General features: G+C 37.8%; 13 protein-coding genes. 8 read left to right on the top strand and 5 right to left on the bottom strand.

The features are described from left to right. The first annotated feature begins 65 nt into the window (after positions 1 to 65). Entirely contained in the window at positions 66 to 809 is a 744-nt protein-coding gene (gene fabG, locus HNP38_RS10855) for a 3-oxoacyl-[acyl-carrier-protein] reductase (protein ID WP_184189255.1), read from the top strand. 3 nt (positions 810 to 812) lie between these two features. Next, on the top strand, positions 813 to 2,141 hold the full coding sequence (locus HNP38_RS10850) for a DUF6056 family protein (RefSeq protein ID WP_184189252.1): 1,329 nt from the start codon (positions 813 to 815) through the stop codon (positions 2,139 to 2,141). 6 nt (positions 2,142 to 2,147) lie between these two features. Here HNP38_RS10850 and HNP38_RS10845 read toward each other — a convergent pair whose 3' ends face one another. From HNP38_RS10845 to surE, 4 genes are all read right to left on the bottom strand, one after another. Beyond that, positions 2,148 to 2,906, bottom strand: coding sequence for a DUF1835 domain-containing protein (locus HNP38_RS10845; protein WP_184189249.1), 759 nt, complete (start codon positions 2,904 to 2,906; stop codon positions 2,148 to 2,150). Positions 2,907 to 2,914: 8 nt separating this feature from the next. Then, positions 2,915 to 3,955, bottom strand: a complete 1,041-nt coding sequence (locus HNP38_RS10840; RefSeq protein ID WP_184189246.1) for a GMP reductase — start codon at positions 3,953 to 3,955, stop codon at positions 2,915 to 2,917. Positions 3,956 to 4,182: 227 nt separating this feature from the next. After that, positions 4,183 to 4,848, bottom strand: coding sequence for a GNAT family N-acetyltransferase (locus tag HNP38_RS10835; protein WP_184189243.1), 666 nt, complete (start codon positions 4,846 to 4,848; stop codon positions 4,183 to 4,185). Beyond that, the gene (surE, locus tag HNP38_RS10830) at positions 4,829 to 5,617 is read right to left on the bottom strand and encodes a 5'/3'-nucleotidase SurE (protein ID WP_184189240.1); all 789 of its coding nucleotides are present in this window, start codon (positions 5,615 to 5,617) and stop codon (positions 4,829 to 4,831) included. Before surE ends, HNP38_RS10835 begins: the two co-directional genes overlap by 20 nt. A gap of 144 nt (positions 5,618 to 5,761) precedes the next feature. On the opposite strand from surE, the gene HNP38_RS10825 reads away from it, so the two are divergent. Beyond that, positions 5,762 to 7,891 (top strand): carboxy terminal-processing peptidase, encoded by a 2,130-nt coding sequence (locus HNP38_RS10825; RefSeq protein ID WP_184189237.1) that lies wholly within the window; start codon positions 5,762 to 5,764, stop codon positions 7,889 to 7,891. Positions 7,892 to 7,948: 57 nt separating this feature from the next. Here the strand turns inward: HNP38_RS10825 and HNP38_RS10820 are convergent, their stop codons facing one another. Then, positions 7,949 to 8,452, bottom strand: a complete 504-nt coding sequence (locus HNP38_RS10820; RefSeq protein ID WP_184189234.1) for a superoxide dismutase family protein — start codon at positions 8,450 to 8,452, stop codon at positions 7,949 to 7,951. 270 nt (positions 8,453 to 8,722) lie between these two features. Between HNP38_RS10820 and HNP38_RS10815 the strand changes: the two genes are divergently transcribed. The 5 genes from HNP38_RS10815 to HNP38_RS10795 all read left to right on the top strand — a co-directional run bounded on the left by HNP38_RS10815 (position 8,723) and on the right by HNP38_RS10795 (position 14,052). Beyond that, positions 8,723 to 10,948: a TonB-dependent receptor gene (locus HNP38_RS10815; RefSeq protein WP_184189231.1), complete on the top strand. Its 2,226-nt coding sequence runs from the start codon at positions 8,723 to 8,725 to the stop codon at positions 10,946 to 10,948. Between the two features lie 82 nt (positions 10,949 to 11,030). Then, the gene (locus HNP38_RS10810) at positions 11,031 to 11,675 is read left to right on the top strand and encodes a hypothetical protein (protein ID WP_184189228.1); all 645 of its coding nucleotides are present in this window, start codon (positions 11,031 to 11,033) and stop codon (positions 11,673 to 11,675) included. Between the two features lie 190 nt (positions 11,676 to 11,865). Further along, a complete protein-coding gene (locus tag HNP38_RS10805; protein ID WP_184189224.1) occupies positions 11,866 to 13,182 on the top strand; it encodes a 2TM domain-containing protein in 1,317 nt (438 codons plus the stop codon). Between the two features lie 11 nt (positions 13,183 to 13,193). Beyond that, on the top strand, positions 13,194 to 13,493 hold the full coding sequence (locus tag HNP38_RS10800; RefSeq protein ID WP_184189221.1) for a 2TM domain-containing protein: 300 nt from the start codon (positions 13,194 to 13,196) through the stop codon (positions 13,491 to 13,493). A gap of 1 nt (position 13,494) precedes the next feature. Next, positions 13,495 to 14,052, top strand: a complete 558-nt coding sequence (locus tag HNP38_RS10795) for a methyltransferase family protein (protein WP_228461038.1) — start codon at positions 13,495 to 13,497, stop codon at positions 14,050 to 14,052. Positions 14,053 to 14,339 lie beyond the last annotated feature (287 nt).

The following is a 14,339-nucleotide window of genomic DNA, read 5'->3' as shown; positions in this document are numbered from 1 at the left end:
AGAGATACAAAACACCAGCTAAGCACAGGGATTGATTGAGTGAAGAAAAATAATAATTAATAAATATGAAACTATTAGAAGGAAAAGTAGCACTTATTACCGGAGCTACAAGAGGAATCGGGAAAGGGATTGCCGAAGTTTTTGCCCAGCAGGGAGCAAAAGTGGCATTTACCTATGCAGGATCTGTAGACAAAGCTAAAGAATTAGAAGCTGCTTTAAGTTCTGTAACTCAAATTAAAGGCTACCAGTCTGATGCATCGGATTATGATGCAGCCCAGAAATTAGTGGATGAAGTAATGGCTGAGTTTGGCAAGATCGATATTCTGATCAACAATGCCGGGATCACAAAGGACAATTTATTACTGAGAATGTCCAAAGAAGACTGGGACATTATTATGAAAGTAAATTTAGATTCCGTATTCAACCTTACAAAAGCGGTTATTAAGCCAATGATGAAGGCGAAATCAGGCTCTATTATCAATATGACCTCAGTAGTGGGGATAAGCGGAAATGCAGGCCAGGCTAATTATGCTGCTTCCAAAGCAGGTGTTATCGGTTTTACCAAGTCGGTAGCCCTTGAATTGGGATCAAGAAACATCCGTTGCAACGCAATAGCTCCAGGTTTCATAGAAACTGAAATGACGGCAGCTTTAGACGAAAAAGCGGTTCAGATGTGGAAAGACAGTATTCCGATGAAGAGATTAGGACAGCCTGAGCATATTGCCAATGCATGTGTATTCCTCGGAAGTGATATGGCAGACTATATTTCAGGGCAGGTTCTGAATGTAGATGGCGGGTTGCTGACATAAAAAATGAAATCGGTACGGAATATCACCCTATTTTTATCGATCACTTTACTTATCGGTCTGATTTACATTTCTTTTTTTAATGTATATCAGACCGATGATTATATATACTCTTATACTACACGGAAATTTGGAGTTTTTCAGAATATTAAAAACTTTTATTCAAACTGGGGTGGGAGGTATTTCGGATATTCGATAAGTACTTTAAACCCTGTCTATTATGATCACCTGGGGTTGTTACCTAAAATATACCCGGTATTTTTATTTCTGGCATTCATAGGAACCGCGGGATTAAATTTCAGATATTATTTTAAATACACCGTAAAAGAAGCACTGATTAAAGGTTTTCTGTTGTTTTTCTTTTATACTGTTCTTCTTACGGGCCTACCTGAACATTATTTCTGGGTCACAGGATCCAATATATACTTTTTGCCGGTTATTCTTTCAGGCCTTCTGCTTTATTTTCTCGGAAAATACAATGAATCCGGAATGAAAACAGGATTTTGGCTTTCCATTATGCTTATAGCCATTCTTATGGGTTCAAATGAAATAATGGCATTGATTATTGAAGGACTGTTGATACTTCTGTACTCTCAGAAGAAATCGAAAGAATATAAAATATTGTTAGCAGTAGGAACTGTATTTCTTTTAGTAAGTTTTTTAGCACCCGGGAATTTTAAAAGAATGAGCGGAGGGTTAGAACTTTCCTTCATTCAGAAATGGATCAAAAGAATCGAAGTTTTTGGGGCGAATTCCGTCTATATTTTCATAAAAACAGCCTTGGTATTACCATTATTTATAAAAATCTTCGAAAAAGAGCTGGAAACAATTTGCCGGAAAATCAATCTGAAAAAAGTAATGCTGATTTGGGGGAGCTCCTTTTTCCCCTTAATTTTTACAGGCTATATATTGAATCCTATGGGAAGGCAGTTCGAAAACATTATTTTCTTCTATTGTATCACTGCCGCACCCGTTCTGATGTTACTGTATAAAGATATCAGAAGATACTGGTGGATAAGTCTGGCGATAATATTTCTGCCCGGAACTCATTTCTTCCCTGAAAAATATTCCAATTTTGATATTAATTATAACCTGAATACTATTATTAAGGAAATCGCATATACAGATCTCGGAAAGTATGAAGAAGAGGTCAATGAAAGGATCTCTGTGATCAGCACTTCTCCCAAAGATTCAATAGTAGTTGAAAGGATAAAAACCGTGCCTAAAGTATTATATTTTGGAGAAATGTCTTCAGCCAGCGAGGAGAAGCTGTATATCAATGATCAGCTGGAAAAATACTTCAATAAAAAATACATCAGATCAAAGGAAAGGTAGGCATTTTTACGATTGTAAAGCCTTATCATACATTTTCTTTACCTGAAGATCACCGTAACCGTATATTCCCAAATTTTGCTGAAACGTTTTAAAAACAGAGCTAAAATCCCTGATTCCATTATCAACGAGGTTTTTTATATACACTTCCGGATTTGTTAAAGTAATATTTTCAGGAGAAGTATTGCAATACGCTTCGATCACAGGCTTAAGTAAAGCGAAACAATCAGATTCATTTTCGGATAATCGGATCAATTGCTGCCTATCATCATTTTGATAAGTATTCCAAAGATTTACACCCAGCTGAATATCTTTTTCTCTAAACTCAATTCTCGACTGCATCGATTCTTCCAGACCCTTACTGTCTGATAATGAAAATCCCCTCCAGTGATCTTCATTTTCGGAAACCAGAGGAAAAACTAGGTACATTCTGATATTTTTAATTTTTGAAAGCAAAAAAACGCAGAACCATAAATTGATCTGGCAAAACAAGTCATCTTCAAACCATAAGTTGACTTCAGAAAATTCGGGAATGTTTATTATTTTTTGAAATTCAGAAACGGTTTTCTCGTAATAAGTTTCTTTTTCAATACCATATTCTCCGGAAATAAATTCAGCCCTCAGTTCCCAGAAATCTTCCAGGGAATCTGCCTTTACCTTTCCCGAAACCAAAGCTTCCCGACAGATAATTACCTCGCCACCAACAGAAGTTTCCTTTAATTGTTCAGCGAGGCAGTCACCGTTCAGTATGTGAAATACAGGATTCATTCAAAAATTTAATCTTTAAAGACCTGGTTTTCCTGCTCCTGAACCCTGATGAAAGTAGTCCTTTTAGACAGCTCTTTCAGTTTGGATGCACCCACATAAGTACAGGTCGAGCGTACACCGCCCAAAATATCTTTTACCGTTTCCGAAACAGGACCTTTATAGGCTACTTTTACCGTTTTTCCTTCCGATGCCCTGTACTCGGCAACACCGCCGGAATGCTTATCCATTGCTGTTTTTGAGCTCATTCCGTAAAATAAACGGAATTTCTTACCGTTTTCTTCAATCATTTCACCTCCGCTTTCATCATGGCCGGCAAACATTCCACCCAACATTACGAAATCAGCCCCGCCGCCAAATGCTTTGGCCACATCGCCCGGAACTTTACAGCCTCCGTCTGCAATGATATGCCCTCCAAGGCCATGTGCGGCATCTGCACATTCAATAATAGCGGAAAGCTGGGGATAACCCACACCGGTCTTTACGCGGGTAGTACATACGGATCCGGGGCCTATTCCCACTTTTATAATGTCCGCACCTACCAAAAGAAGTTCTTCCACCATTTCACCGGTTACTACATTCCCTGCCATGATGATTTTATCCGGGAAACTGGCCCTTGCCTTCTTCACAAATTCCACAAAATGCTCAGAATAGCCATTCGCTACATCTATACAGAGAAACTCAATTTTTGGGTGCTTTTCAAGGATCTGTTTTATTTTTTCCTCATCCACTTTCCCGGTTCCGGTGCTTAAAGCGATATATTGGTAGATGCTTTCCGGCTGGCTTTGTAAAAACCGGCTCCATTCTTCAACCGAATAATGCTTGTGAATGGCCGTAATGATCTTCTCTTTTGCCAGCTCTACCGCCATTTCAAAAGTTCCCACCGTATCCATATTGGCTGCAATAACGGGAACACCTTTCCACTTCTTTTTGGTGTGGCGAAAAGTAAATTCTCTTTCCAGATCAACTTCAGAACGGGATTTTAAGGTAGAACGTTTAGGACGGAACATTACATCCTTGAATCCCAGTTTTATATCATATTCTATTCGCATTTGGATAATTGATTAAAATTGTTTGCAAAATAAAATTAACAAAAAGATTGAATGAAAAACAGAAAAGCAGAATTAATATTCCGGACTTTAAGATAAATTTAAATAAAGGCTATCAGCCATTAAGATTTTTTAAGGAATAGGAATTGAATTGAATGAGGTTTGAGTCAGAACGATTTCTCGAGAAATAGAAAGCTAATCTTAATGGGTTAAAATAAAAAGGGAGAAGACTATTTCTTAACGCCCCATAAATTTATTGTACCCCGATGATGAAAACCGAGTTTTTCATACAGCTTTTTAGCCCCGAAATTACTTTCAGCCACATGCAGGAAAGGCGTTTTACCATCTTGAAATATTTTATCTGAAACAAAGGTTATAAGCTGTTTGGCATATCCTTTCCCGAGGTGATCCGTATCCGTAATCACTGCACTTACTTCTGTCATATCGTTCATCTGCATCCTTTCCCCGGTTACCGCTACAAGTTTATGGTCTTTAAAGATCCCGAAGTAACGTCCTAACTCGGGAGTCCTGTTCTTAAAATAATGAGGGTAAAACTTTTTCACAAAAACCAGCAATTCATCCTGATTTTCAGCTTTTAGAAGGACGATCTCTTCACTGATGTCCAATTCTATTCTGTTTTCAAGAACATACTGGTCACAGACCAGCTTAGATAATTCTGTCCGGAAATTCCCTAAATCCGGCTTTGCTCCGAAAATAAGAAAATCATCACAGATCTTTGCGTATTCTGTGATGTCTTTTTCCGCAGCAAAATCAGGAGAACCTCCAAAGGCAGCCACTTCCGGATGGTAGAATTTGGAATTTCTAAAGTTTAAGCAAAACTTTTGATGAAACTCATTAAGAGAATGATAAACAGGATTATCTAGTTTCCCGTACATCGTTAAAATTCATTACCTCTTCCAGTTCTTTCATATATTCATAAGCTGTCAGATCGAATTTTACCGGGACTATCGAAATATATCCGTTGGCTAAAGCCGTTTCATCAGCATCTTCAGATTCATCCATGTTATTGAAATATCCGGTCAGCCAGTAATATTTTTTTCCGTGCGGATTTACTCTTTCATCAAAGCTTTCTTCCCATTTGGCATGAGCCTGCTTGCAGACCTTGATTCCTTTTATTTCTTCCGTACTCAGCTTTGGAATGTTCACGTTTAAAACAATACCCTTTGGCATTGGGTTTTCCAATGTTCTTCTAACGATATTCTGAATATGTTCTTTAGCCTGGGTAAAATCTGCTTCCCAGCTGAAATCCAGAAGAGAAAACCCGATTGCAGGAAGACCTTCAACACCGGCTTCCACCGCCGCAGACATCGTTCCGGAATAGATCACATTAATGGAAGAATTGGCTCCGTGATTAATTCCTGACACTACAATATCCGGTCTTCTTGGCAAAATTTTGTCAAGAGCCATTTTTACACAATCAACAGGAGTTCCGCTGCAGGAAAAATCTCTTTGAGGACCATCCAGATGTACTTCTTCATAGCTTAGGGTAGAATTGATAGTGATCGCGTGACCCTTTCCACTTTGCGGAGAATTCGGAGCTACTACCACAACTTCCCCAATTTCATTCATAAAACTTATAAGATTTCTGATACCAGGTGCTGTAATTCCATCATCATTAGTAACCAGAATAAGAGGTCTTTCCATAAAAAAAATTAATTTTAACAAAAATACTCAAAAGTATTCGATAATTGTAAATAAGGTATTAAATTTGATAGTTTGTAACAGCAAATAGAATGTTACTACTAATTGTAATAATAATTAAAAAAAATTAATAAATACAGACAGTTTATGTGGAAAAATTTTAAACTAAATAAATTTTTACTTCTAATTCCATTAACAAGTCTTATGTTTTGCTTCAATTCGCCGAAGAATGACGATGAAAAAATGCAGACGATAATGGTGAGTGTAAAAAATACCCTTTCTTACTTACATTATAGCCCGAAGCCCATCAATGACGCTTATTCCAAAGACGTTTATAAGCATTATTTTGAATTGGCAGACCCTGCTAAAAGATACTTTCTTCAATCCGATATGGATGAATTCAGCAAACATGAAGCAAAGCTTGATGATTATCTGAACGTAGGAGACCTCACTTTCTATAAGCTTACCATTGACAGGCTTTACCAGAGGGTGGATGAGATCGATAAAATCACGCAGGAGATCTTCAGCAAACCAATCAATCTGGAAGAAGACGAAACGCTGACCCTTGAACCGAAACTTAAGAAAGCACCCGTTACCAAACAGGAGCAGTACAATGAGTGGAAAAAGTTCATTAAATATAACATCCTTCAGGAGATTGAATCTATGAACAGCAAGGAAGAAGCCCAGAAAGAGAAGAAAGATTCTGTTCAGAAATACAAGCTTAAAGATACCATCAAGCTTGAGATCCTTACTCCGGAGCAAAAAAGAATAAAAGCTACGAATGAAGTAAAAGACCTTGTAAAAGAGACCTTTACAAGATTTAAGAAAAGAAAGAAAATGGACTGGTTCACGGTGTATATGAATGCCTATACAGAAGTTTTCGATCCGCATACGAACTATTACTCTCCAAAAGATAAAGAAGATTTTGATACCAATTTCACCGGAAAAGTGATCGGGATCGGAGCCATTATCCAGGAGAAAAAAGGAAACCTTTATCTGGGTGCTTTAACTATCGGGGCTCCGGCCTGGAAATCCAAGCAGCTTTCAGAAGGAGATAAAATACTGAAAGTAAAATCCAAACCGAAAGATGATGCGGTAAATGTAGTAGGAATGCTTTCCGATGAAGCCGTAAGACTGATCAGGGGAGAAAAGGGAACACCGGTAACCTTAACTGTTCAGAAAAAAGACGGCACGATCAAGGATGTTACCATGATCCGTGAGGAAGTGGCTATCGAGGATACTTTTGCCAGAAGTATCATGGTAGATACTCCTGATGGTAAAAAATATGGTTTTATTAATCTGCCGAGCTTCAATGCGGATTTTGAAGATGCAAAAGGAAGGAATGCATCTGATGATATCAAAAATGAAATTATTAAACTTAAAGACCAAAACGTTCAGGGAATTGTTCTTGACCTTAGAAATAACGGCGGAGGTTCTTTAACGGAAGTAGGCGATATTATGGGGCTTTTCATGAATGCAGGGCCTTATGTACAGGTAAAAGACGGGAACGGAAAAATCCAGACCTTAAAGAATAAAAACGAATCTCCGATCTGGACAGGGCCTTTGGTAATTATGCAGAATGAGCTTTCAGCATCAGCATCAGAAATTTTGGCTGGGGCCATGCAGGATTACGGAAGAGCGATGGTGATTGGTTCCCCACAGTCTTTCGGAAAAGGAACAGTACAGACTTTTGTAGATCTGAACAGGTTTCTGAATACAGAAGATGACTTCGGATCTTTAAAATTAACGATCCAGAAATTCTACAGAGTTACAGGAGAGTCTACTCAAAGAAAAGGAATTGTTTCCGATATCCAGATGAAAGACTTCTTTACCTATGCTGAAGTGGGAGAAAGATATGATGATTATGCCTTGGCATGGGATAAAATTCCAAGTACAAACTTCCAGAAAATGAGCTATTTTGATATTAAGAACCTTGAAAAGGCAAGCACTAACAGGATGGCTAAAAATTCAAACTACCAGCTTTTACTTGAATCTGCCCAATGGAGAGAGAATTTGGATAAAGAAGAAAGCATTACCCTGAATATCAATAAATTCAATGAGGTGATGAAGCAGAGAAAAGCCCAGATTGAAAAATTCAAGGCACTCACTAAATTTGAAAACGGGCTTAAGTTCACCATGTATCAGAATGAAGTGGAAAGAGAGAAAAAAGACGAAGCATTCAAAAAGAAATCTGAAATATGGGTCAAAAACCTTAGAAAAGACTCTTACCTTCAGGAAGCAATGAATATCATCACAGATATGAATGCAAAATCATAAAAATAAAAAAACCACTAATGAAAATTAGTGGTTTTTTTATTTACAAGGAGTTTAGAGCTATTTAATTTCCACACATCCTACTCTTCCGCCGGCATTGCCTGTAGGCTGTGTATGAAAGTCATCTGCAGCAGCATGCATGATAAGGCTTTTTCCTATGATGTTCTTAGACTCGTCGGTACAGCCAAGGCACCATTTATCGGTCTTAAAGGTAAGTGTTGCATTTCCGTTCTGGTCAGCAACAAGGTTGCCGATATCTCCCATATGAAAATGTTCGGCACCCCATTTTCCATGATCATCTTTTGCCGGATTCCAGTGTCCTCCTGCAGAAGTTGCATCTGCTGCGGAGCAGTCGCCTTTTTCATGAATGTGTACAGCATGTATTCCCGGAGTAAGATGAGTAGCGTTAAGATTCATTACTACTTCGCTTCCTTTCTGGGTGAACTTGGCTGTTCCTCCCGTTTCTGTTCCGCTCTTTGCATTGATGGAGTATGTTTTTGTAGTACAGCATGAAGCCGCCAAAAACGCACATCCTGCCAATAATGCTAATGTTTGTCCTTTCATTTTTAAATGATTTTAAGTGATTTTTAATACATATATAAAATTATGAAAGATTTTCAGAAACACTTTATGATTTCAGTTCTTTTTAGTCATTAAGTTTATGCGAACCATACTCCGGTGTCATTCTGAACGAAGTGAAGAATCTAAATTGACAAGGCTCTTCTTTCAACTACCCGATAAGATTTTACCGCTCAGCTGACAAATTTTACAACTCAGCCAGAAAAATTAAAAGAATGTAAATATTCACCTTATTTTTGGGGCAAATTAATAGCAATGAGAACACAAGGACAAAAACTATTACTTCTGATCACTTTCCTATCCTTTATTTTCAACTTTTCCCAGGTGAAAATTTCAGGGAAAGTGACCTTTAGGAATAAAGGAATAAGTGAGGTAAATGTAACATTGAAAGATACTTATGACGGAGCAACAACGGATGCGAACGGAAATTTCACTTTTGAAACTTCTGAAAAAGGCAATCATATATTGACCTTTACCCACCCGAAATATAATGATGTTGAAAAGCCTGTTACCATTGAAAACCAAGAAATCTCTGTAAATACAGAATTAAAAGAGCAGATCAGTGAAATTGATGCAGTAGTGGTTTCCGCCGGTTCTATAGAAGCAAGCGATAAGAAAAGAGCTACGGCTTTGTTAACCCCTATCGACATTTATACCACTGCGGGAGCAGACGGGCAGATCTCTTCTGCATTAAACTATCTTCCGGGGGTTCAGAAAGTGGGCGAAACGGAAGGCCTTTTCATCAGGGGTGGAACAGGCACAGAGTCCAAGATCTTTATGGACGGAAGTCTCATCAACAATTATTTTTCCAATTCGGTTCCGGGAATTGCAGGAAGAGACCGGTTCAATACCGCTCTTTTTAAAGGGAATATCTTTTCCAGCGGTGGATATTCGGCGTTGTATGGCCAGGCTCTTTCCGGTGCTTTAATGCTTGAAAGTGTGGATCTTCCGGATCAAAGTTCTTATGACTTTGGGATTTCACCGATATTTTTAAGTGCTGGCTTTCAGAAGCTGGGCAAAGAAAAAACATATTCTTATGGAGGGACACTAGGATATTCCCTTCTAAGTGTGATGCAGGAAGTTTTTAACTTTAATACGGACTTTATTGAGGCTCCTAAAGGTCTTAACGGGGATTTTAATTTCAGGGTCAAAACAAAGTCAGGTGGTTTTTTCAAATATTACGGAATGTATGACAGCAACAGAATGGGAGTAAGGTCCGAAAGCCTGGAACCGGAATATGACTATGCGCTGGTAAGGCTGAAAGGGAAAAATACCTATCACAACCTATCCTTTAAGCAAAAATTCGGAAGCTATCTTTTAAATGCGGGCACGTCTTACTCATACAACAGGTCAGATCTTAATTTCTCAACAGAAACAGGTGAGGTGGAATCAGGGAAAACACAGCTGCTGAACAACGGAAATTATATCAATTTCAAAGCCGTTTTAGAAAGAAAAATCAATAAGATCAGTGCTGTAAGAGGAGGGATTGAACTGAATAATACAAGCGAGAAACTGGATTTTGAAGAAGCAAATAAACATTATAAAGACCTGATCTCATCTGTTTTTGTAGAAACAGATCTGGGCTTCAGCAATCAGCTGTCCGCAAAAATAGGAGTAAGAGCAGAGAACTCCTCTTTCCTTGGAAAGACTAATATTGCACCGCGTTTTGCTTTGGCTTACCGTCTGTCTAAAGACTGGACAACATCTTTTGCCTACGGACTTTTTTACCAGAATCCTGAAAGTAAATACATCAATGAACCTGCAGATCTGGATTTCCAGAAATCCCAGCATTATATTTTCCAGTTGCAGAGAGCTTCTGAAGGAAGAAGTTTAAGGCTTGAAGCATTTTACAAAAAATATGATCAGTTGTTGAAGATCAGAAATCTTAACGAGTATGTTCAGACAGCAGATAATAACAACGGATATGGATTTGCAAAAGGAGTCGAGCTGTTCTGGAGAGACAAAAAAACCTTTGAAAACATTGACTATTGGATCAGCTATTCATTCCTGGATTCAAAAAGAGATTTCATGAACTATCCGTACAGCCTGAAACCTAATTTTGCCTCGGAGCATACCCTTTCAGTAGTTGCCAAAAGATTTTTCCCGGAATGGAAATCAGGGATCAACCTTTCCTATACATATGCCAAAGGACGGCCGTATTATGATATTGCTACAAAGGATGAAAGCGGAAAAACGATCAATTTTATCAGAACAGAAGGAAAATTAAAAGACTACAACGCATTGAATTTAAGCTTTAATTACCTTCCGAATCTGGGAAAAAAAGATGCTAAGGCATTTACGGTACTTGTATTAAGCGTTTCAAACGTTTTAGGGACAAAAAATATCTATGGATACAATTTTTCAACAAACGGTTCGAGAAGCTCTGCGGTTGTTCCGCCTGTGAATACCTTCGTTTTTATAGGAGCATTTATCAGTTTTGGGGTAGATAAAACCCAGGATGCGATCAATAATAATTTATAATGTGTAATCAATAATTTTTAATAATTTCACCTCTGATTAAAATCAATTTTAAATAAATTATAAACCAAAAAAATTAGAAATAATGAAGAAATATTTATTAAGCTTTGCTTTAGTAGTATTGAGTGTAACGGCTTTTGCCCAGACGGGCTATGAAAAAGCAATGACAGAAAAAATCACCAAACTGGAGGCCTGCAAATCTCCGGAAGACTTTCAGGCTCTGGCCAACGATTTCCAGAGAATTGCCGAAAAAGAAAAAGATAAATGGCAGCCTCTTTATTATGTGGCATTCTCATTCATTCAGAAAGGAAGGATACAGATGAGAGACGGAAAAACGGCAGACCTGGACATCCCTGCAGACCAGGCTATGAAGTATCTGGCTTCTGCGGAGACGATTGAAAATAACTCTGAGATCCACTTACTCAAAAAAATGGCCTATTCTTTAAAAATGATGGTAAACCCTATGCAGAGATATATGACAGACGGAGCAAAAGCGGCAGAAGAGCTTGCTGTGGCAGAAAAATTAAATCCGGATAACCCTAGGGTGGCCCTGATCAAAGCGGAAGATATGTACTTCACCCCGGAACAGTATGGCGGAAGCAAAACAAAAGGGTTGGAGCTGTTTAAGCTGGCTTTGGAGAAGTTTAATTCCTTCAAGCCGAAAACATCAGTAGACCCGGTTTGGGGAAAAGAAGAAGCTGAATATTTCATCAGCCAGCCCTTAAAATAAAAGATAATGAGCCCCAAAGGGTCGACTTAGTAAAGGATAGAATAAAATTTTATCAAAAAACGAAAAAACAAAAACCTTCCCAATAACGGAAGGTTTTTTCATACAGCTCAGCACCGGAAACGTACCATTCGGTAAGAAATAATTTTTAATACCTTTAATATCGGTTAATTTTGAACTAGGAAACCAGCCTATGAAACGCAAAAGCTTTTTTATATTACTTTGGATATCACTAGGAACCTCCTTGTTTTTCTTCTTATTCTTTACAGATGAGAAGAGCATGCGGAATTTCATGATCACCCTGCTTATTTCTTCCATGTATTCGTTCCTCTTAGGGGCGGGAAACGGACTTATTAACGAAGTTCTGAATAAAAAATTCCCTTGGTCCGAAGCCACTACGAAAAGGGCCATTCTAAGCATTGTTTCCATCCTGATCATCAATTTTATTCTGGTGTATTTCTGTAACTATATGAATTTCGTGGTATTTCAGGGGAATGCAACCACGGCAGAGTTTTTTTCCGGAAAATACAATTTTATCAATTGGTTCATGATCAATATCGCTTTGCTGATATCTGCCTTTCTTCATGCAAAGAGCTTTATGGAAGAACTCAAGAAGACTTCCAAAAAAGAAGTGGTGGAACAGAAGCTGATTGCAAAATCAGCCAATGCACAGTTTGAGACCCTTAAAAACCAGCTGGATCCACATTTCCTGTTCAATTCACTGAATGTCCTCAGCTCATTGATCGATGAAAACCCAAGGCAGGCACAGAAGTTTACAGCCTCAATGTCAAAGATTTACAGGTATGTATTGGAGCAGAAAGATAAAGAACTGGTAACCGTAGAAGACGAGCTTGAGTTTGCCAAAACATACTGTGAACTATTAAAAACAAGATTCGAAGACAGCGTAGACTTTATTTTTGATGTGAAAAAAGAAGACTTCAGGAGATATGTGGTCCCACTTTCATTACAATTGCTCTTGGAAAACTGTATCAAGCATAATTTTGCCACCTCCTCAAAACCATTAGTTATTAAGGTTTTCTCTGAAAATGATACCCTGTGTATCGAAAATAACCTTCAGGTAAGAGAACAGATGAAAGAAAGTGCAGGAATAGGTTTGGCCAATATTGTCCAGCGCTATTCGTTGCTTACCAGGCGAAATGTTTTTATAGAAAAATCTGAAGACTATTTTAAAGTAAAGCTTCCAATCCTTTTAGAAAAGCCCAACGTTATCAATACAAAAACCGATACCTCAGATGCTTCATATAAAAAAGCGCAAAAACGGGTTAAAGAGATTAAAAGCTTTTACAGCAATCTCATCTCTTACTGTATCGTCATCCCGTTCTTAGTGATTATTAACCTGCTTACTTCACCTAAAAACCTTTGGTTTTATTTTCCGATGCTGGGGTGGGGAATAGGCCTTGCTGCTCACGGAATGAGTGTTTTTGCCATAGGAAAGAATTGGGAAGATAAGAAGATCAGGGAAATTCTGGAAAAAGAAAACAAACGATAAAAACGACTACAATGGAAAATATGGATGATAATGATATCCGCTACTTAGAAGCAGAGAAAAAAGTGAAGAAATTAAAGAACTTTTATATGTCTGTATTCATTTATTTTGCCGTCAATGCATTTATTTTATACATGAACTACAGGAGCCTGCAACCCGGCGAAAGCATCTGGCATTTTAAATATTTTCTGGTTCCTTTTTTCTGGGGAATTGGTCTTGTAGGGTATGCGATGACTGTTTTTTTACCCGGATTTTTATTGGGAAGCAAATGGGAGAAAAGGAAAATAAAAGAACTGATGGATAAGGACAAGTAGTATGGGGACAATCTTTTACATTTCTATGGCAGTATGGTTTCTCACAGAGATCATTTACAGGCAAAAACTGAAATCAGAAGACAAAGATCAGAAGAAAGACAGATCTACGCTAGGTATATTATGGATGGTTATTATGATATCTGTGGCTGCAGCAGTTACAATATCTTATACTATTAAACTTCCGGTCACGGATAATCCCATGATCCTGATTATTGGCGAGTCACTGATTCTCCTCGGTATTATCTTCAGGCTGATCATCATATGGTCCCTGGGAAAATACTTTACGGTAGATGTTTCTATAAAAACAGACCATAAAATTAAAAAAGAAGGATTTTATAAATATATAAGACACCCTTCTTATGCATTTTCTTTATTAACGTTTCTTGGCCTTGGATTGTTTCTGAATAACTGGATTTCTCTTATTATAGCTTTTATTCCTCCTTTCCTGGCATTCAGCTATAGGATCAGAATCGAGGAACAAGCTCTTGTGGAACAATTCGGGGATGAGTATATCCAATACAGGAAGACCACAAAGAAACTGGTCCCGTTTATTTATTAGCAAAAAGGCAAAAAAGCGGAAATGCCTGATGATACAGTAATCTTTGTCATTCTGAAAGAATCTCAACAATTAAATAAAGCACTGCCTGAAATGGCCAAAATGCAATATTACCTTTTCACTACAAAATGCACAAAAGTTTATTGGCACTTTCGCTACTTATACACAAGAGAACTGACGATTTTAAAATTCACATAAACTAGAAATCTAAAGTATTCTACTATACCCACTTATTATAAACTTAAAAAACTAAAGTGTCTTAAACTTTTACATCTTCAAGGAAGCATTTT

The organism is Chryseobacterium defluvii (genome assembly GCF_014204415.1).
In the GTDB taxonomy this organism is placed as follows: Bacteria; Bacteroidota; Bacteroidia; order Flavobacteriales; family Weeksellaceae; genus Chryseobacterium; species Chryseobacterium defluvii_A.
The sequence above is the reverse complement of the archived record's forward strand: the minus strand, read 5'-3'. Positions and strand labels throughout refer to the sequence as shown.